Source organism: Veillonella sp. ZSJB6, from assembly GCF_051549505.1.
Taxonomy (GTDB): domain Bacteria; phylum Bacillota; class Negativicutes; order Veillonellales; family Veillonellaceae; genus Veillonella.
In genome coordinates this window covers 320192-340434 of record NZ_JBPUGE010000003.1, presented here as the reverse complement: position 1 = coordinate 340434, position 20243 = coordinate 320192, and the positions used below count along the sequence as shown (strand labels likewise).

19 protein-coding genes and 1 tRNA gene are annotated in these 20243 nt (G+C 39.7%); 1 reads left to right on the top strand and 19 read right to left on the bottom strand.

Going from position 1 to position 20243, the window contains the following annotated elements; all coding sequences use genetic code 11:
- Nucleotides 1-76: transfer RNA gene (locus ACSV5T_RS06080), tRNA-Asp, on the bottom strand.
- 366 nt (nucleotides 77-442) lie between these two features.
- Nucleotides 443-1657, bottom strand: a complete 1215-nt coding sequence (locus ACSV5T_RS06075) for an inverse autotransporter beta domain-containing protein (RefSeq protein ID WP_438320517.1) — start codon at nucleotides 1655-1657, stop codon at nucleotides 443-445.
- 257 nt (nucleotides 1658-1914) lie between these two features.
- Between ACSV5T_RS06075 and ACSV5T_RS06070 the strand changes: the two genes are divergently transcribed.
- Nucleotides 1915-2532, top strand: coding sequence for a hypothetical protein (locus ACSV5T_RS06070; RefSeq protein ID WP_438320516.1), 618 nt, complete (start codon nucleotides 1915-1917; stop codon nucleotides 2530-2532).
- A 158-nt stretch (nucleotides 2533-2690) separates the two neighbouring features.
- Here ACSV5T_RS06070 and ACSV5T_RS06065 read toward each other — a convergent pair whose 3' ends face one another.
- The 17 genes from ACSV5T_RS06065 to ACSV5T_RS05985 all read right to left on the bottom strand — a co-directional run bounded on the left by ACSV5T_RS06065 (nucleotide 2691) and on the right by ACSV5T_RS05985 (nucleotide 20025).
- Entirely contained in the window at nucleotides 2691-3068 is a 378-nt protein-coding gene (locus ACSV5T_RS06065; protein ID WP_295231606.1) for a PaaI family thioesterase, read from the bottom strand.
- Nucleotides 3065-4216, bottom strand: a complete 1152-nt coding sequence (menC, locus tag ACSV5T_RS06060) for an o-succinylbenzoate synthase (RefSeq protein WP_438320515.1) — start codon at nucleotides 4214-4216, stop codon at nucleotides 3065-3067. Before menC ends, ACSV5T_RS06065 begins: the two co-directional genes overlap by 4 nt.
- Nucleotides 4217-4223: 7 nt before the next feature.
- Nucleotides 4224-5609 carry an o-succinylbenzoate--CoA ligase gene (gene menE / locus ACSV5T_RS06055; protein WP_438320514.1) on the bottom strand — a complete coding sequence of 462 codons (1386 nt, stop codon included), beginning with the start codon at nucleotides 5607-5609 and terminating at the stop codon, nucleotides 4224-4226.
- A 145-nt stretch (nucleotides 5610-5754) separates the two neighbouring features.
- Nucleotides 5755-6597, bottom strand: coding sequence for a 1,4-dihydroxy-2-naphthoyl-CoA synthase (gene menB, locus ACSV5T_RS06050; protein WP_005387880.1), 843 nt, complete (start codon nucleotides 6595-6597; stop codon nucleotides 5755-5757).
- Between the two features lie 4 nt (nucleotides 6598-6601).
- The gene (gene menH, locus ACSV5T_RS06045; RefSeq protein ID WP_438320513.1) at nucleotides 6602-7462 is read right to left on the bottom strand and encodes a 2-succinyl-6-hydroxy-2,4-cyclohexadiene-1-carboxylate synthase; all 861 of its coding nucleotides are present in this window, start codon (nucleotides 7460-7462) and stop codon (nucleotides 6602-6604) included.
- Nucleotides 7459-9249, bottom strand: coding sequence for a 2-succinyl-5-enolpyruvyl-6-hydroxy-3-cyclohexene-1-carboxylic-acid synthase (gene menD / locus ACSV5T_RS06040; RefSeq protein ID WP_438320512.1), 1791 nt, complete (start codon nucleotides 9247-9249; stop codon nucleotides 7459-7461). Before menD ends, menH begins: the two co-directional genes overlap by 4 nt.
- Before the next feature lie 39 nt (nucleotides 9250-9288).
- Nucleotides 9289-10431: an isochorismate synthase gene (locus ACSV5T_RS06035; RefSeq protein ID WP_438320511.1), complete on the bottom strand. Its 1143-nt coding sequence runs from the start codon at nucleotides 10429-10431 to the stop codon at nucleotides 9289-9291.
- A gap of 298 nt (nucleotides 10432-10729) precedes the next feature.
- A complete protein-coding gene (gene purD / locus ACSV5T_RS06030; RefSeq protein ID WP_438320510.1) occupies nucleotides 10730-11992 on the bottom strand; it encodes a phosphoribosylamine--glycine ligase in 1263 nt (420 codons plus the stop codon).
- Nucleotides 11993-12121: 129 nt separating this feature from the next.
- Nucleotides 12122-13651, bottom strand: coding sequence for a bifunctional phosphoribosylaminoimidazolecarboxamide formyltransferase/IMP cyclohydrolase (purH, locus tag ACSV5T_RS06025; protein WP_438320509.1), 1530 nt, complete (start codon nucleotides 13649-13651; stop codon nucleotides 12122-12124).
- Nucleotides 13652-13675: 24 nt separating this feature from the next.
- The gene (gene purN, locus ACSV5T_RS06020; protein WP_438320508.1) at nucleotides 13676-14293 is read right to left on the bottom strand and encodes a phosphoribosylglycinamide formyltransferase; all 618 of its coding nucleotides are present in this window, start codon (nucleotides 14291-14293) and stop codon (nucleotides 13676-13678) included.
- A complete protein-coding gene (gene purM, locus ACSV5T_RS06015) occupies nucleotides 14286-15347 on the bottom strand; it encodes a phosphoribosylformylglycinamidine cyclo-ligase (RefSeq protein WP_438320507.1) in 1062 nt (353 codons plus the stop codon). The genes purN and purM overlap by 8 nt, the downstream gene beginning before the upstream one ends.
- A complete protein-coding gene (gene purF, locus ACSV5T_RS06010) occupies nucleotides 15334-16752 on the bottom strand; it encodes an amidophosphoribosyltransferase (protein WP_060923810.1) in 1419 nt (472 codons plus the stop codon). The genes purM and purF overlap by 14 nt, the downstream gene beginning before the upstream one ends.
- A 9-nt stretch (nucleotides 16753-16761) precedes the next feature.
- Nucleotides 16762-17490 (bottom strand): phosphoribosylaminoimidazolesuccinocarboxamide synthase, encoded by a 729-nt coding sequence (gene purC / locus ACSV5T_RS06005; RefSeq protein ID WP_105085273.1) that lies wholly within the window; start codon nucleotides 17488-17490, stop codon nucleotides 16762-16764.
- 106 nt (nucleotides 17491-17596) lie between these two features.
- Complete coding sequence (gene purE, locus ACSV5T_RS06000) at nucleotides 17597-18088, bottom strand: 5-(carboxyamino)imidazole ribonucleotide mutase (protein ID WP_119208635.1); 492 nt, start codon at nucleotides 18086-18088, stop codon at nucleotides 17597-17599.
- Between the two features lie 436 nt (nucleotides 18089-18524).
- On the bottom strand, nucleotides 18525-18965 hold the full coding sequence (locus ACSV5T_RS05995) for a hypothetical protein (RefSeq protein WP_005387853.1): 441 nt from the start codon (nucleotides 18963-18965) through the stop codon (nucleotides 18525-18527).
- Between the two features lie 8 nt (nucleotides 18966-18973).
- Entirely contained in the window at nucleotides 18974-19423 is a 450-nt protein-coding gene (locus tag ACSV5T_RS05990) for a hypothetical protein (RefSeq protein ID WP_325192109.1), read from the bottom strand.
- A 26-nt stretch (nucleotides 19424-19449) separates the two neighbouring features.
- Nucleotides 19450-20025, bottom strand: a complete 576-nt coding sequence (locus tag ACSV5T_RS05985; protein WP_005387850.1) for a xanthine phosphoribosyltransferase — start codon at nucleotides 20023-20025, stop codon at nucleotides 19450-19452.
- Nucleotides 20026-20243: the final 218 nt, after the last annotated feature.

Sequence of the window (20243 nt, the reverse complement as noted above, 5' to 3'; positions counted from 1 at the left end):
TGGCGACCCCGATCAGATTTGAACTGACGATCTTCGCCGTGACAGGGCGACATGTTAACCGCTACACCACGGGGCCGCGTATCAACTCTCGTTGACTACTCGTATATATTAACACGAGGCAACCTACTAATGCAAGTACTTTTTTCTAATTTTTTGATGAATTTTTCCAAAATATATGAAATTGGGAACTATCTATTAAAAATCGCAAATATTAGCCATTTATATTTAGTATGCTTGAATATACTACAAATTATACCTATAATTACAGAAATCAAAAACGCCTGTAAAGCAGATATTTTTTCTGATTTGTGACTATCTTAAGAACCAACTTAAGGATAATAATAAAATTGGCACCTAAATTTCTTTAACGAAAACTAGGTACCAATTTCAACATAATTATATAAAATTGTTTATTATGATATTTTTACAAGTATGATACAAATTATAAATGATCCCAAGGGCCATCACGCAAGTCTTGTTCCCAATAATACTCAACCTTCATATCACCACGTTTGACCTTATCGAATACCTTAGAACGTGCAGTGGTCATCACATTTTCACTATGCTTACCACCGAAGTACGCATATCGAGATTTACCCAATGTGTACATAACTGATACATAAGGTTCTACAGAACTAATATTACTTTTACCAATTCCTAGATCTACAGAAATATGAGGCGTCACATTCATTTTAGCGCCTACCTTTAATCCATGTATAGATTGCCACTTATGTTGGTCAATATAGTACATCTCTTCTGAATGTTCTCCTGGCGCTTTTGTTTTCCAATGATATCCTTCCACATAACTAGATAGCCAACGGGCATTCTTATAATCTCGTGTATACCGTATATCAAAGCCATCCAATACATGTTCATAAGAATATCGAGGTGTTCTATGAATACCATCAGGTGGTGAACTTAAGCTATCATGAAAATCTATTGCCCGTGGTACTTGACGCAAAGGTGTGTTAATGTCATAAGGCCCCACCTTTTTTTCTGATAGTCCATGGTATACATTGACACTAATCGTATTTAGACCAGCTACATATTCTAATCCTGCACTAACGCGAGAAAGTTTATCCTTAAATGCATAGTCATAGAATACATTAGCGCCGACGTAGGCATGCTCATGTGTACTAAGGCGACGATAGCCAATACCAGCAGTACCTACAACACCAAGTGTATCATGTTCTACTACTTCACCTTTATCAATATAGGTACCTTGACCGTCAATTCTTCCAAAATCTGAATCTGAACCATTCCAATATGTAGTAGTGGAAACTTTTTCGCCACCATTAGCATCTAATCGTCCTTGTACAAACACCATGGATTTGCCATCTTTACCATATCGTTTTATGGGTTGCAACGTCTCTATAAAATACTGTGTATTCACTTTCTGCTTAGAGTTATGATTACGATAATGGAATCGTGTATCATAGCTTAGATTATTATCAGTCATTTGTTTATTAGGCATTGCATAATCATGATAGGAATCTTCCTGGCTTCCTTTAAAACCAATACCAATATCAGTACGATCCATCCAGCTTGATTGAACTTTTTCTCCATTATCTTTATCTGCTGCTAATGCGCATGTAGCAAAACTACATGTCAATGCTGTACATACTAAAGATTTGATAATCACCTTTTTACTAACCATAGTCTCCCCTTCTTTATATGAAATTTTCATGAAAGATACTTTTATTATATATTCTTTAGTTAGCTAAAGCAAGAATATGTCCTATCCACTTTATAGCATATATATTTGCTACAGTTTATTAGTACATATATTTGAAAGTTCTACTGTTTTAAGTATTACTAATTAATAATTATAGTGAATCGTCTTTGACTATGATAAAATAAATATATATTATATAAATAATAAGAATGTAATATAAAATACTTTGGAGTAATACAATGAAATCAAAATCACTTATAACAATTTTAATTGTTGCTATTGTAGGTGCGCTTGCAGCAGCATGGTATTTCATGTGGTACATTCCCCACACACCAGCCTATACGTTAAAAATTATTCATCAAGCCGTGCAAGATAAAGATGCCGATGAGGCTTTACGCCACATAGATACAAAATCTATTGTAAAAAATATCTTAGAACGGGAAGGCAACAAATATATAGATACATCTAATCCATTTGGTAAAGCTACTATTGCAGCAGCTAAGACATTTGGGCCTTCTTTAATCGAAGATGTGATGCGAAAATATATCGAAGATCCAGACAGCTTTAAATCTCAGCCAACAACTACAGATACTAACAATACGGCTCAAAGTGATGACAACATGTCCATGGTCGACCGTCTTGTAGATGGCCGCCTCTTCAAAGAGCATGATGTAGAGGTTAAAAACATCAAATCTGAAGACGATGGAGATACAGCCACCGTAACAGTAACAATACAAAATAACAAAAAGAATATGACAAAAGATATACGAGTTTTGATGCGTCATTTAGGTGATGGCACATGGGTTATTTATGATATTCCAGATATAGAAGACTTATATACAGTAACTCGTAAATAGCTAGTAACAAGCAATAAGCAATAAATAATTATTAACTTATACGGAACCTAAAAAGGACAGTAGATACTAACATAGTATTTACTGTCCTTTTATCATTATCTATTACCTATTACCTATTACGTATTACGCACTAGTTATTAGTTATTTGTTATTATCTATTACCGATCAAAGTCCACAATGGCTAATGTTACGGTCACTTGAGAGATGAGTCGTTCTGCATCGTCCTTCATATCAAAGCGCCATACATGTGAGGTCTTCCCTTTTACCAATAGTGTACCATGGGCCGTTAAAGAGCCTTCACATCGTACAGGACGCAAGTGATTAGCTGTAATAGATTGACCGACACCAAATTTATCAGCACCAATAAGTTCGTTACTCATCATTCCCGCTGCAATTTCTGCAAAGGCTAGGGTCGCCCCTCCATTTAGGTAACCTTGCGGTTGCTTGTGAAAGTCACCTAAATTCATTTTTGCCACACATGTAGTGTCACTTGTCATATGAGGTTTTTCAATTTGTAAAGATTCAATCAAATTCATAGTGTTCGTTTCTCCACGCAATACGCTTCTAATCTATCATCAAAAACGGTTACACCCAGCCCATCACCATCAGGCACATGCATTACGCCATTTTTAAAAGTAAGGTCGGGATAGATAAGATCTCGCTCAAAGTATCTATTAGAATCCGATAGGTCTCCTGCCATATAGGAATCACCTAGTGCAGCGAGTTGAGCATGGAGCATTTTAGAAACGCCAGACTCTACCATGCTACCAATCCAATACGGAATATGACTTTCTCTACAAAGATTAATAGCTGCCTTCGTTGGCACAAGACCGCCCATGCGCCCTACTTTTATATTAAGTACGTCAATTAGACCATATTCTATGGCATAGGATAAATCATCATAGCCTAATATAGATTCATCTAAACAGATAGGTGTTTCAATGTTCCAATCATCATTGTTAAGACGTTCCCACTTCCATTCCTTATAGGATTGGAGTGTCGTCATAGCAAAAGGCTCTTCTATACAAGCTAGATTCAAACCGTTAAATTGACGAACCTTGTCAATATCATCATACGAATAGCTTTGGTTCGCGTCAGCAGCTAAAACTAAGTTTGGATACTGGTTACGGATGAGAGATACTCGTTCATAACCATCTATAGGGTTCACCTTTAACTTAATGCGCTTACAACCATTTGCCACATGAGCTTCTACGGTATCTAACAATTGTTCCATCGGTACATCACCGATAACAACACCACTTTCAATTGTATCTTGTAAAGGCTGCCCCATGATATAGGAAATAGAATTTACACCAAGTCTCTCACAATGAAGATTAATAAGGGCATTTTCTACAGCGGCAACGGTCATCGGCATATGATCTCGATTCAACCAGAATTGCAACTGGCGTACATAGGTCATAAGCGGTTTAGGCCGCATCAAGCGAAGATTAAAAATATAATCATCCACTAATTTCTTCCAACATGTATCTACGGTTTCTGCGGTATAAAATGGATCTGTGAAAGCAACACATTCACCATAACCTACATAGCCTTGTTGGTCCTCGATTCGGATAACAATGGTTTCTCGCTCTTTTACCTCACCCTTGGCGGTTTTAAAATTAAACTTCATCGGTAGCTTAAGGCGATATGTAGTTATGCTTTTAAAATTTAAAATATCATTCATAGACGCCTCAATCTTCTAAACGCAGTTTATTACGCACAATTTTACCGGTGCCATTACGAGGCAATGCCGGTAAAATTCTTACATATTTAGGGATTTTATACTTTGCCAAGGAAGAAGTCATAAAGGATAAAATTGCATCTGCAGTCATACTTTCACCATCATGAAAAGCTACAAATAGCGCTGGCACTTGCCCCCATTTAGGATCAGATACAGGTACTACAGCACATTCCTTCACCGTTGGTAATGTATAGACTAGGTCCTCTAGCTCCTTAGGATAAATATTTTCACCACCAGAGATAATAAGGTCTTTGCGGCGATTAAGAATATATACAAACCCATCTTCATCGACATAGCCAATATCATCTGTATTAAGGTCACCGTTGATAGGTTCCTTGTCGATATACCCAGTCATAACCATAGGCCCAGTCAAATGGATTTCACCGACGCCGTCCGCATCAGGATTATCAATGCGAACCTGCATACCAGGTAATGGTTTGCCTACAGAATCTCGTTTGTGAGGGTAATCCAATACAGAGAAGGTCACACTTTGACTAAAGGTCTCTGTCATACCGTATGTCTTATAAATTGGCAACGATTTCTTTTCACAAGCATCAATAAGCGCCATAGGAATGAACTCACCGCCAAGCAGAATCACTCGTAATGTATGATGTGTAATCTTCGGTTCTAATTGTGTTAAAATCGTCGGTACTAAAGACATCATATTAATTTGATCTGACTCAATAAGTTCTAAAACCTTTGCTTCATCGTATTTAGCCAATATAGTAATAGCCGTTCCATTATAAAGTGATCGCATCAAGATAGATAATCCACTGACATGGAACAAGGGCAATACCATAAGCCAATTATCTTGGTCCGTTTTATCAAGCACCTCTTGAGACGCCTGTATATGAGCCCTAATTTGCCCCCATCGAAGTGGTACTGATTTAAACTGACCTGTTGTAGCGCTAGTGTTCATAATGGCTGCAATGACTGCATCATCAAAGTTCCAATCAAAAGTGTCCTCTAAATTCAGATTAGACAGAATGGATTCTAGCGGTTCAAACTCAATGGTACGTAGTAAACTAGGTAGTTGATTATACCGTTCTTTACTATGTAATACGGTAGTAACACCTAATTGTTTCAATTGGTTTCCGATCTCATTGGGCTTAAGATGTACATTCAGTAACAATACCTCTTTATGGGCTAGCATAGCTGCCAGTACATAAATTGCCATAGTAACAGAGTTGTCCGATAAAATAGCTACACGTGAGCTTTCAAGATGTATCAATTCACTAGCCACATGGAGCACACCGCCATATATATCGTTATAGGTATATTCATTTATACATATGCGATCAGGATAGTGCTGTGCACCATACCGTAACCATTCCATCGTCTCACCTCGTATCTAAAGATAATGCCTTATGATTAATAATTAATAACCACAGATATTACAAGAAAGGCGCCTCATATAGAGGCGCACTTGTCGTTTTTACAATACATCCCATTCCTAGTAATAGACTGGTACTACGTTCTGATTAAGGGAATTTAGGGAATTGTTTGAAGTTCGGTTTACGTTTTTCTTTAAATGCGTCACGACCTTCTTTTGCTTCATCGATTGTGTAGTACATCAATGTTGCATCGCCTGCGAATTGTTGTAAACCTGCAAGACCGTCTGTGTCGGCGTTGAAGGCACCTTTCAACATGCGCAATGCCATTGGGGACAATTCAAGAATTTCGTTACACCATTGAACTGTTTCTTCTTCCAATTTGTCGAATGGTACAACACAGTTAACCATACCCATTTCATAAGCTTGAGCAGCTGTGTATTGACGGCAAAGGAACCATACTTCACGAGCGCGTTTATGACCGATCATACGAGCCAAGTAACCTGCACCGTAACCTGCGTCGAAGGAACCTACGCGAGGACCTGTTTGACCAAATTTAGCATTTTCAGAAGCGATAGTAAGGTCACATACGATGTGCAATACATGACCGCCACCGATAGCAAAGCCATTAACCATAGCGATAACAGGTTTAGGAATAACGCGAATCAAACGTTGTAAATCAAGAACGTTCAAACGAGGAACATTATCTTCGCCTACATAACCACCGTGACCGCGTACGCTTTGGTCACCACCGGAGCAGAATGCTTCTTTGTCTTCACCTTGACCGTGGTTTGCACCAGTCAATACGATTACGCCTACTTCGTTATCTTCACGAGCTACTGTGAAAGCATCGATTAACTCCATAACAGTTTTAGGACGGAACGCGTTACGTACCTGTGGGCGATTAATAGTAATCTTTGCAATGCCATTATATGTTTCGTAAATTACATCTTCATAATTACGATCCAATACTTTCCAATCAAATTTGCTCATGGACTTAACCTTTCTTCTGTAAAAAATCTAACACCGCTTGTTCAAATATTTGCGGTTTTTCTATATGCACATTATGCCCCGCCCCTTCGACGATGACATGCTTAAAGTTTGGCAACTTGCCAAATACATCTCTTCCTATTGTAGTATATTTTGTATCTAATGCGCCACTCACATATAGGCCTTTACATGATAATTTTTCTAATTGATCACCGACATAGGTCATAACACCTTGGCCGGACCCACGAAGGGTACACGCTAATGCGTACGGACTATTATGGGCACGACGTAAATGAATTAATTCAGTGACCGCGGGTAAAAGCTGCTTTTGACTTTCAAAAATAGGAGCCTCCGCCCAACGGGAAGCAAACCAAGAACCATCGTTATGTTCGATTTGGTGAGCTAATTCTTCATCGGCCTTGCGTCGTTCTGCTCGTTCAGCCTCCGAAGCAATCCCTACAGAGCCACTTTCAAGAATAAGCCCTTTGATTTCACTTTCATATTCCAAAGCATAAGAAAGGGCAATGCGGGCCCCCATGGAATAACCCATGAGGTAATAGCTGTCGCCAACCATATGATAAATAACCGTATGCAAGTCCTCTATCATTCGAGGAATCGTGTAAGCCTGTTCCTCAGTAGGAATATCTGAATCACCATGACCAATCAAATCGATACGGACCACGCGATAGCCGGGAAGATTAATAGCATCCCAAGTGTAGCTCGATTCAGAGAAACCGTGGAGACACACGATAGGTTCCCCATCGCCAACTATAGTCAAACCGTAGCGGTATTCCCCTAAGTCAAAGTACATGCGCTGAGCTGGATTACACAAAGCATTATCTACAATACTGCAAAAATACTGACTCATAGTAATGCCTCCATATCAACTGAAACCTTCGTATATTTCTTATGCAATTCTCTGCTATATTCCCTATTTGTAGGAATTTCAATGATATGAACGCCTGTTTCTTGGCTAACATTAGCCAATACAGAACTCAACTCATCGGGGCTGGAGATTTTAGCATAGCCACAACCATAGAGTTTGGCAGCCCCACTGTAATCTAAGCCTTGTGATGTAGAGAACAAGTAATCAAAATGCTTTGTCCCCTTTTGCGGTAAATATTCAAAAATACCGCCGCCATCATTATTATGCAAAATAATAGTTAAGTTTAAATTATGGGTTTTCGCTACCGCCAAGCCATTCAAATCGTGGAACAAGGATAAATCCCCTGTTACTAGATACGTAGGTTTACCATTCGCTGCTAGTCCAAGAGCCGTAGAAATAGTGCCATCAATACCATTGACACCTCGATTACCGTAAAGAACCGCCTTAGATTCTCCACTGAACCAGAAGTAATCAAAATCGCGAATCGTCATACTATTGGCAACAAAAACCTGTCCATCTTCAGGGATGTGTTCTTGCAACTCGCGTATGGTTCGACCTTCAAAGCAATGAGGCTCATCGATAGCTGTACTTAGTTGCTTTTTACCCTCTTGATCTAGCCGTTGCCATATTTTTAAGTACTCATCAGAGTTATTGTTTTTTCCGTACAAATGGGTAAAGACATCAATGCTAGCTTGCACATGCATGGTAGTTTTACCTGTTGGATTCATGGAGTCCATGGTAGGATTTACCTCGATATACTCCACATCAGTCCAACTAGCGATCATCTGTTGTACACGTTTCGATACAACAATTTGACCAAACTGAATCACACAATCTGGTTTTAGCTCACGCCAAAGAGCTTGCCCTGCTAATAATGCATCATACGTAGAGATAACAACATTACTAGCATCGACACACTCCTTGCTACTTTGATTACCTTCCGAGTTATAACATCGTCTTACATTAGACAAAGGGTCCGCCAAAATAGGGGCTTGTAAAGCCTCCCCAAAGGATCGAATCGTATTAGTTTCATCTATATCGATCTGTGGGCCTGCTAGGATAAGGATACGCTCATATCTTTCAAGTAAATTATTAGTCTTTTCTTTACTAATAGGACTATCAGCAATATCAGTAGCAGTATTAATATGAGTCAAATCATTTTCATGGCGACAGTCAAATACACTACCATAGTTTGGTTTAACCACTTTAAAGGAGCTACGTCCAGCCTCAAAATGGTTACGACTTAATTCCGGTACCAATGGTTCAAAGAGAGGCACATTAATATGGACTGGCCCTTTTTTCGTATCCATCGCTTTCATATACGCTTTACGAGCCACTTGGCGAGGATATGTATAGTAATGAGATTCTTGAGGCACAGCTAATTCTTCATAGTAGTTTACAGCAGTACCAAAAATTTTGTGCTGATCTACAGTTTGAGGAGCCCCTACATGCAATAGTGTATGAGGTCTATCGGCAGACAGTACAATGAGTGGAACCCCGCTATATTGAGCTTCCAAAACAGCTGGCAAATAATGGGCCACAGCAGAACCAGAAGTACATACGAGTACAGTTGGTTCCTTATGAGCCTTTGCAATGCCAAGAGCCATAAAACTAGCAGAGCGCTCATCTATATTCATATAGGTTTCAAATCCTTCATGCTCCTTGAACAGCATAGCCATCGTCGTAGAACGAGAACCAGGGCTAAACACCGCATGACGGACGCCGAGTTGGTAGAACTCGTCTACCAAGGCAGCAATATATTCATTCATTATATTCCCTTTCAAACACCCCTAGAGGTACGGAAACAATTATAAAGCATCAAGAATGGTGCGCATTTTATTATTAGTTTCAGCGTATTCTTCATCCGCATCAGAATCAGCTACAACGCCACATCCTGCATAGGCATACAATACATTATCCATGATAAGAGCAGATCGTATAGCAACTACAACGATGCCGTCCCCCATATCCTTCATAAAGCCAAAAGGCGCTGCGTACATACCGCGCTCATGGGATTCATACTCTTGTAATAAGGCTAGCGCCTTTTCTCGAGGTTCACCACCAAGGGCTGGTGTAGGGTGTAACAATTTGGCCCATTCCACAAGAGATTTTGTACTATCCTTTGCAGTAATTATGGTACGCAAATGATAGAGGTGAGATAACTCCATAATGCCAGTTTCCCCCACCGTAACATCTGGAGTGATTTGTTTCATCGTATTCACGATACGATTGCGAACAATATTATGTTCTATAAGATTTTTCTCACTGGTTAGTAATTGCTCCTCTGTCCACGCATTAGGACCATCCTTTGGGGCGGTCCCAGCTAAGGCATAGCTTAATATTTCACTGCCGCGGTGGCGCACTAAAATTTCTGGCGATGCCCCTACAAAGGTACGTCCATCCTTTTCATAGCCAAAGATAAAACAATTGGGATTATTATCGACTAAATTAGCTAAAATACTTGACACATTATATGGTGTTTCGCTAGTGAATTCTACCTCACGAGAGGAAACGACCTTAGTCATCTCACCGCTATTGATACCATCAGATATAGCAATCATCAAACGGTTCCAATCCGCCTTATCATCGCTAGTTTCCTTGAAGTTATGGCGTACGCGAGGCACCTCAAAATCCTCGATAGGTACGCTTTCACCAGCATGTAGATAGAAGGACTCTCCATTTTCTACGATGTAATAATGGGTAAAAGCAATCATTTCATGGCCCATATTAGACCATTTAGGGTCTTTTACAGTATCAAAAAAAGTATCCCCATAAAATACATACGCATAATTATGGCGATCGTCATCATCTTTAACCGTCGCTAGACGTTTAGCGCCTACAACGATGCGGTCACTTTGGCGATCCACCCAAAACACGCGTTCTTCATTGGGGAAATTCATCCAAAATGATACCGGACTATTCAGTTTTAACGGTTCTTTGTTATATTTCATAGTTGTATGTCGCTATACGAAAAATAGACTATAGTAAAAACACCTAATATGTAGAAGATGTACTTCTACATATTAGGCGCCATCAATAGGTTTCAAAATGTTGAGATGAGCCTAACGCCATCACACGTCGATGGGCCCTCTTTATATCTACATTATTATAACATAGGTAACCATTAAAAGGTAGAAAATAAAAACCTCTACACCACATGCGCTATACATAAATGTAGAGGTTTTTATATTTTTGAAATGCTATTGTACTATTTAAATACATGTTTACATGATTTAAAAGACCTTTAGTTTATTTGAAAGCTTTCGCCCCAATATCTGTACGATATTGCATGCCCTCAAAATCGATGTGTTCTATACGTCCATAAGCTCTATCGAGCGCTGTTCTAAGGTCTTTACCAAGTCCCACAACACCTAAAACACGGCCGCCATTTGTGACATATTCTTCACCTACTAGTTTCGTGCCAGAGTGGAATACGATGGTTGTATCATGTTGTTTAATATCACCATGAATCACATCACCCTTCGAGGATGTTTCAGGATATCCTTTAGAAGCAAGAATGACACAAGCTGCCGAGGAGTCTTTCCATTTCACCATATCAGCTGTTAATGTACCTGTGGCACAAGCCATCATGATTTGACCTAAATCGCTATCAAGTAATGGCAATACAACTTGTGTTTCTGGATCGCCAAAGCGTGCATTAAATTCTACAACCTTAGGACCTTGAGGCGTAATCATAAGGCCTGCATAGAGACAACCTACATAAGGCATACCCTCTTTTTGCATAGCCGCCACCATAGGTTCTAAGATTGTTTTCATCGCTTCATCACGCAATGTATCGGTAAGCACTGGCGCTGGTGCATAGGTCCCCATGCCACCAGTATTAGGGCCTTTATCACCATCAAAGATGCGTTTATGATCTTGAGAAGCAATCATAGGCACTACAGTCTTGCCGTCTACAAAGGCAAGTAAGCTAGCCTCTTCGCCTTCCATAAATTCTTCGATAACGACAGTGCTGCCTGCATCACCAAAGCGATTACCACTAAGCATGTCTTCTACAGCTGCATTTGCTTCTTCCATGGTCATAGCCACCACAACGCCCTTACCAGCCGCCAAGCCGTCAGCTTTCACCACGATAGGAGCACCCGTTTGAGCGATAAATTCTTTTGCTTCATCCACATTGTGGAATACACCATAGGCAGCCGTTGGAATGTTGTATTTTTTCATAAGATCTTTGGCAAACACCTTAGATCCTTCTAATTGAGCCGCTGCTTTAGATGGGCCAAACACAGGAATGCCCGCCTTATTAAGTACGTCTGCTAGTCCTGCTACAAGAGGAGCCTCTGGGCCAACCACAACTAAATCAACATGATTATCTTTCAAGAAGCTAATTAAATGATCGCTTTGTTGCCAATCAATGCCAACTAGCTCTGCACAATCTGACATGGCCGCACTGCCAGGAATGGCATATACCTTTGTTACGCTAGGGCTGATGGACAATCGCCATGCCAATGCATGTTCGCGGCCGCCGTTACCGATTACACATACTTTCATAAGTCCTCCATCGACGCCTAAACGCCATCAATACATCATATGTAAGCACCTATATCCTCTATAATCATCATTACACATCAATGATTACGAGCTAGTGCTCGACTATAATCCTCAATCAGGCTAAACAAATTAATGTTTAAAGTGACGAATGCTTGTAAATACCATGGCAATGCCCGCTTCGTCGGCAGCCTTGATAGATTCTTCGTCTCGAATAGAGCCACCCGGTTGAATAATGGCTGCAATACCATGTTTTGCCGCCGTTTCTACAGTATCCCCAAATGGGAAGAACGCATCAGATGCTAATACAGCGCCTTTCGCGGCTTGACCGGCTTGTTCAAGGGCAATCTTTGCAGACCCAACGCGGTTCATTTGACCAGCCCCAACACCGAGGGTACGTTTTTCATTAGAAATCAAAATAGCGTTGGATTTTACGTGTTTTACAAGCTTCCAAGCAAATTCAAGGGCTTTCCATTGTTCCTCTGTGGGCTGTACCTTCGTAACTACTTTATAGTGAGCACGCTCTTCTTGGATATCATCTTCTGTTTGCACCAATAGACCACCAGAAACTTTTTTCACTGTTACTTGGCCAGACTCAGGTTTAGATAACTCGATGAGGCGAATATTTTTCTTCGCTTCAAGGATATCTAATGCTTCTTTTGTGAAAGCAGGTGCCATAATAACTTCTAAGAAGATTTTACTCATTTCTCCTGCAGTAGCAGCATCGACTTCACGGTTTAAAGCCACGATACCACCAAAGGCAGATACGGAGTCTGCTTCGTAAGCATTTACATAAGCATCATGCAATGTAGCTGCTGTTGCAGCACCACATGGGTTTGTATGCTTAATAATACATGCTGCAGGGTTCGTAAATTCCCACACCATATTCCAAGCTGCTTCCATATCTACGATATTGTTATAGGAAAGCTCTTTGCCATGGAGTTGTTTCAAGGCCCCCATACCATGAGCTGTACCGATTTCTTTGTAGAATGCCGCTTTTTGATGCGGATTTTCCCCATAGCGAAGGTCTGTTACCTTTTCATAAGCACTTAAATATTCTGGAGGTGTAGGACCTTCGTTTAAGATACCGCTCATGTAGTTAGCAATAGCTACGTCATAAGCTGCAGTATGAGCAAAAGCTTCTTTCGCTAGACCAAATCGATATTCCTTAGTCAATTCCCCATGTTCTTTTAGCATTGTTAAGATTTCATCGTAATGGTTTGGATTTACTACAATACCTACATACGCATGGTTCTTCGCAGCAGAACGCACCATGGTAGGACCGCCAATATCGATATTTTCAATGGCTTCCTCTAAGGATACATTTGGTTTTGCAATGGTTTCACGGAATGGATAGAGATTGACAACCACAAGGTCGATTGGTTCAATATCATGATCTGCCATAGCTTTTTGATGTTCCGTATTATCGCGGATTGCCAAAATACCACCATGAACCTTTGGATGTAATGTCTTAACGCGGCCGTCCATCATTTCAGGAAAACCAGTCAACGTCTCAACCGCTTTGGCTGCAATGCCTGCATCGGTTATGGCTTTAAGGGTCCCACCTGTGGAATAAATGGTTACTCCTAATTCAACTAAACCTTTTGCAAAGTCTACAATACCTGTTTTATCAGAAACACTAAGTAATGCATTTTTAATCATCTAACGTCTTCCTTTGCTTACACATCAATCTTTAATATATACAACACGCCCTTTTATTGTGAGTTTGTCATCACAAAACAGTCGTAACGCCGCTTTATACGTTTTATGTTCGACAGGTAATAATCTATCACTCAAGGTATCCTCTGTATCATCGGGTAATACAGGAACCGTATTCTGCATAATGATTGGGCCCGTATCCATTCCCGCATCAACAAAGTGTACCGTACACCCTGTAATTTTTACGCCTCCGTCAATGGCTTGTTGATGACCATGAAGGCCTGGAAATGATGGTAACAGAGCAGGATGAATATTTAATATACGATGTTCGTATCGCTCTATCAAAGGAGCACCGACAATACGCATATAGCCTGCCAAGACGATACCATCAACCTTATAAGGCCCTAAAGCATCTAGTTGAGCCTGTTCAAAGCTAGCTTTAGAATCATAGTCGCTACGTTCCATAACAATAAGTGGAATATTCCAAGATTTAGAGCGTTCCACAATTCCTGCTGTGCCATGATCTGTAATGATTACAACAAATTCACCATTAATATAGCCTTCTTTCATGGCCTTATACAGTGCTTCCCCATTAGAGCCACGACCACTAGCAAAGAGGGCTAATCTCTTTTTAGAATTACGCATCGAACTCAGCCCCTTTAAGGACAACAGGACCATCACCACTTACTATGCGGCCAATTTCATATACCGTTTCACCACGACTAGAAAGGTTTTCTTTAACTGTTTCTACATCCTTTTGATCAACGATAACAATCATACCAATGCCCATGTTGAACGTACGGTACATTTCAGGCCAGGCAACATTGCCCCATTCTTGTAGTTTTGTAAATACAGGAAGTCGTGGCCATGTAGTGACATCTACCTCTGCAGTAACGCCTTTTGGCAATACGCGTGGAATATTTTCATAGAAGCCACCGCCGGTAATATGAACCATACCCTTTACGAGTTCTTGTTCAATCAATGGCAATACAGCTTTAGGGTATAAACGAGTAGGCGTCAATAATTCTTCGCCTAAAGTTTTACCAAATTCTGGAATTTTTGTATCCATAGATAATTGTTTATGGTCAAATACAATTTTACGAACCAAGGAGAAGCCATTAGAATGTACACCAGACGATGGAAGACCTAAAATTACGTCGCCAGCTTTGATACTTTCACCAGTAATCAATTTAGGACGATCAACAATCCCCACTGCAAAGCCCGCTACATCGTAGTCATCATTATCGTAGAATCCCGCCATTTCTGCAGTTTCACCGCCTAGTAAAGCACATCCGGACTCTTCACAAGCCTTTGCCACACCGCGCACAATATCTGCTACTTTCACAGGATCAAGTTTACCAACTGCAATGTAATCGAGGAAGAATAAAGGCGTTGCCCCTTGCACAAGAATATCGTTAACACTCATGGCTACGCAGTCTTGACCAATGGTATCATGTTTATCCATCATGATAGCTAAACGTAATTTGGTACCTACCCCATCTGTACCGGATACGAGCATAGGGTCAGACATAGAGTGACCAGCTAAGGAATAGAGGCCCCCAAAACCACCTAAATCACCTACAACACCAGGTGTATAAGTGCGTTTTACGGATTCTTTCATCAATTCTACTGCGCGATTACCTGCATCAATATCAACGCCTGCATCACGATAGGTTAAACTAGTTTTATTCGAGCACATATTTGACCCCTTCCTCTTGTTCCGCAGGAACCTCTACACTGTAATCACCATTAAAGCAAGCAAAACATAAATCATTAGGCGCTATATCAGATACAGCACGACATAAGCCTTCACGAGATAAATAATGTAATTTGTCAGCATGAATATAATCTTTTATTTCATCTACTGTATGTGTAGCAGCAATTAGCTCTTTACGCACCGACGTATCAATACCATAGTGACAGGAATACTCAATTGTTGGTGAGCTTACACACATGTACACCTCTTTAGCGCCTGCTTCCTTTAGCATTTTAACGATAATACCACTCGTAGTACCGCGTACGATAGAATCATCGATAAGGACAATCCGTTTGCCCCCTACAATGTGAGGCAATGCATTAAGCTTCATACGAACAGCTAATTCCCGTTCCTCTTGATTTGGCTTGATAAAGGTACGACCGCTATATCGGTTTTTCACTAAGCCTTCTGCAAATGGTATGCCCGATGCACGAGCATAGCCTAGTGCAGCTGTAGTGCCAGAGTCAGGAATAGACATGACGATATCTGCATCGTATTTAGTTTCGTTATATAATTCACGCCCCATATTAAGACGAGATTGATATACCGATTGACCATCAATATGGCTATCACCGCGGGCAAAATAGATATATTCAAAAACACAAAGCTTTTTGTCAATTTTCTCTGGTTCTGCATAGATAACACTACGTACACCAGAGTCATCGATAATTACCATTTCGCCTGGATCGATGTGACGGATAAACTCAGCTTTTATAGCATCTAAGGCACAGCTTTCACTAGAAAGGACATAGCCATTTGCAGTTTTGCCTAAACAAAGAGGTCTAAAGCCTTGGGGATCACGCACACCTACCAAGGAGTCGTTTGTGGTAATAACTAGAGAAAAGGCTCCTTCAATTTGACGGGCTGCATCGGCAATGCGTTCCTCTTGTGTCTCAGCTTTAGAGCGAGCAATGAGGTTTACGATAACCTCAGAATCCATAGTCGTTTGGAATATAGATCCATCTGCTTCAAGGCGTTTGCGAATAGCTAAAGCATTCGTTAAATTACCGTTATGAGCCACTGCAATTTGACCGCCTTGGTAATGAATTACTAACGGTTGGATATTGCGTGGATTGTTGGAACCTGTTGTAGAGTACCGCACATGACCAGTCCCCATATGGCTTGGTAAGGATGGTAGTTCTTTAATGGCCTCAGTCAACAAGCCCATACCTTTTTTTAGTTCTACATCATGACCATCGGTAACGGCAATGCCCGCGCTTTCTTGACCACGGTGTTGGAGCGCAAAGAGTCCCCAATATACATAGCGTGCTACATCAATGGTTCTATCATAGACACCGAATACACCACACTCTTCATGCCATTTATCAAAAACTGGATCGTAGTTCATTGTGCCCCCTTAGGCGCGTTCGCCAGTAAGACGGAATAACATTTCCTTGTACGCTTCTTCAATATTGCCAAGATCTCGACGGAAACGGTCTTTGTCGAGTTTTTCACCTGTTGTAGCATCCCAGAAACGGCATGTATCAGGAGAGATTTCATCGCCTAATAATACTTCACCATTATGTGTGCCAAATTCTAATTTAAAATCTACAAGGGTTACATTTTTGGTAGCCAAGAATTTTTTCAAAATATCGTTTACTTTTAACGTAATAGTAGAGATTACATCAAGTTGTTCTTGAGTAGCCCAGCCAAGTGCTGTGATTTGGGATTCATTAGCAAATGGATCACCTAATTCATCATTTTTGTAGCAGAATTCAAGAATTGGATGTTTAAGAGGAGTACCTTCTTCAATGCCAAAGCGTTTAGCCATAGAACCAGCTGCAATGTTACGAACGATAACTTCTAAAGGAATGATATTCAATGTAAGTACTGTTTGGTTACGATCATCTTCACGACGAACGAAGTGAGTAGGAACCCCTTCTTTTTTCAATAATTCAAAGAAGAAGGAAGAGATTTTATTGTTCAATACGCCTTTGCCAAGGATGGTATCATGTTTCTCACCGTTAAATGCAGTAGCATCATCTTTGTAATGAACGATGTACTCGTCTTTGTTATCTGTTTGATATACTTGTTTTGCTTTACCTTCGTACAATAATGTTAATGTTTCCAAGTCGATGTTAGCCATGATGTGTCTCCTTTATCATAATGAATGATACAAACTATATAATGAATATCTAATAAAAGAATTGAGCTTACTTTATGAGCAATGTAATCTGTAACGAGTTATAAGATTATAGTTTAATAGCGCCTTGTAGCTCTGCATTATCTGCTAGGACTTTTTCGGCCATATCTTTACGATACTGTACATATTGTTCTTTCAATTCTTTGTTGAAAGCTGCTCCAATTTGTACGGCAAAGAGTGCTGCATTTTTAGCACCATCTACAGCCATTGTTGCTACTGGCATACCAGATGGCATTTGAACAATAGCAAGCAAGGAATCGATACCTTTTAAAGCTGTTGCATTAAGAGGAATACCAATAACAGGTAATGTGGTAAAGCTAGCGACTACGCCAGGTAGATGAGCTGCTGCACCAGCACCTGCGATAAAAGCGATAGCCCCTTCGTCTTCAAGTCTTGTAACAAAGTCTTTTACAGCTTCAGGTGTACGGTGAGCTGAAGCGATTACCATTTCATAAGGAATGTTGAATTCATCAAGTACGGCAGATGCCTTTTTCATTGTGTCTAGGTCAGACTTGCTGCCCATAATAATACCGACCTTCATAGATCCTCCTAATAAAAAAGCCCAGCCAAAACAGACTGGGTCAAATGCGCACAAATAGCCTCCGTAGACTTGCTTTGAGTTTGTTGATTTGCATAGTTCACGGTGCTACCTCCTTCTTGTACACAAATTGTAACACCTAACTTTTACAAAATCAACACTATTTTCGAATATTTTTTAATTAATTATTTTTATTATTCGTTATATTCCGAACTATTTGAAAGAATTAAATTTAATTATATCGACGTTATTCAAAATATATGATTAAAAATATATACTCTTTTTTACAAAACTACACATCCTATTAAACTTAGGTCTTTAGAGGTATTAATGTATATTTTACAAAAAATAAAAAGAAGGTATCCCACCTTTAGAGATAGGATACCCTCTTTCAATTAATTTCCGAACATTACGACCCTTAATCTGTATTTGTTATTAATTAGTGTGTGCTACTTTCAAAAGCTGCTTTCAACTCGCCTACAGCTTCAGGGACATAGTCTACGATAGAAGACATCAATGCATACATTAATGCTGGTTCAAACGCATCGTCACCACACATGTATACACAGTCTAAATATAGACTGGAATCTTGTTCATCAATATATAGTTTATAGTTTTTGTATGTCGCATTGTCGCGGTTAATCAACGCATTCAAGGCATTCATATTTTGTGCGGTTACCTTTTCAGGGCCCAACACCAAACGAATAACACTGTAAATACTGTTATCAAGAATAACAAATAACGGCATATCCCACAACGGGGATTTAATGTAAGAACGGTATACAACAGTACCGTCTTCATCCTCAAAATCCTTACGTTCAAAGGATGTGATTTCTTCGTCTTTTAAAAACTTATCAAATAATAATGCTTTAGGATTCATAACAACCTCTATTTAGCTAAACCAGCTACTTTAAGAATGCCTTTATGTACAGCATCTAAATGTGGTTGAACGACTTCAAGCAATAAATTAACTACTACTGTAGGATCAAATTGCTCAGTCAAACCAGGAACAGACACATCCATATAGATGTTTTTATCTTCATTGCTCACATAGTATTTAGATACTTTATAATCTTGATTCAATGTGTTAAGTTCTTTCAACACAGCAGGAATCACTTTTTCATCAATAGATGTTGTTGTGATAGCAATACGTGCATAGGAGAATGCAGAATCATCCACAACGATGAATACAGGCAAGCTATGCTCATGAACATCCAAACGGCCGTGGTAAACGACTGTATGAAGGTCATCTGTCATTTCTTCCTTTGTAAACCAAGAGTTACCGCCTTTATTTAGATCAGCAACGAGTAAGTCAAATTTTTCTGCTTTTTGATTCATAATTCCCTCTACAAATAATCAGACTATTAGTCTTCGATAAATACACAACCATTGTCTTTAAATTCTTTAATACGAACTAAAGATTCAACACGATACCCTGCATTTTCAAGGCGTTCACGACCAGGTTGGAAGGATTTTTCGATAGCGATCGCCATACCAACCACTTCATCACCAGCGTCTTCTACCAATTTAGCAAGTCCCATAGCAGCCTCACCAGATGCCAAGAAGTCATCGATGATCAACACTTTTTCACCGGCTGGCAAGAATTTTTTAGAAATAGTAATATCGTAGTTTTCCTCTTTTGTATAAGAGTACACAACACTATGATATACATCATCTACCATAAGAATAGATTTTTTCTTACGCGCAAATACTAATGGCACATCAAGTTCAAGAGCAGCCATCAACGCCAATGCAATGCCAGATGCTTCAATAGTAACAATACGTTGTACACCTGCATCACGGTAACGATCGGCGATTTCTTTACCGATTGCTTTAAACAATTGTGGATCGATTTGATGATTCAAGAAACCATCTACTTTTAGCACGCGATTATTGAGGACAATCCCCTCTTCACGAATGCGTTGTTTTAATAATTCCATGTGCTCTTACCTCCGCAGCATAACTATCTTTAAATTTTAACGTAAATAACCCCTTAGGGTCAACCTATATCAAGTAAAAGACTTAACAATACAGCTAGAAAAAAGCTCTCTTTAAGGCTTAAAAACTTTCCACACTAAATTATAAAATTCAGTAGGTTTATAACAATATAATATAGCACAGATAACAGTACTCTAAAATATAAAAAGACACACTTTCT